Origin of the sequence: Shigella sp. FC1544 (assembly GCF_001722145.1) — a bacterium.
GTDB classification, from domain to species: Bacteria; Pseudomonadota; Gammaproteobacteria; order Enterobacterales; family Enterobacteriaceae; genus Escherichia; species Escherichia coli.
Genome location: NZ_MECT01000490.1, coordinates 1 through 315, shown reverse-complemented (window position 1 = coordinate 315; position 315 = coordinate 1). Strand labels below are relative to the sequence as shown.

Genomic DNA, 315 nt, shown 5'->3' with positions numbered 1-315 from the left:
AATAACGCGTAATCATCAGTGCCGCTCAATGTGGCAACTGTTGAAAAAAGTTCGCCATTTTATGGAAACCGTCAGCCCATTCCCCGGAGGCAAACATGGGCTGGCAAAAGTGTGGTGATGCTGCCAACTTACTGATTTAGTGTATGATGGTGTTTTTGAGGTGCTCCAGTGGCTTCTGTTTCTATCAGCTGTCCCTCCTGTTCAGCTACTGACGGGGTGGTGCGTAACGGCAAAAGCACTGCCGGACATCAGCGCTATCTCTGCTCTCACTGCCGTAAAACATGGCAACTGCAGTTCACTTACACCGCTTCTCAA

Annotated in this window: 1 protein-coding gene and 1 pseudogene; both read left to right on the top strand. The window is 49.5% G+C overall.

Annotated elements, in window-relative coordinates; all coding sequences use genetic code 11:
- Window positions 1–118: pseudogene (locus BGK49_RS29755) on the top strand (IS630 family transposase); the annotation flags it as partial.
- Between the two features lie 50 nt (window positions 119–168).
- Window positions 169–315, top strand: a 147-nt coding sequence (locus tag BGK49_RS28135; RefSeq protein ID WP_001393286.1) for an IS1 family transposase, incomplete at its 3' end; no start/stop codon positions are given.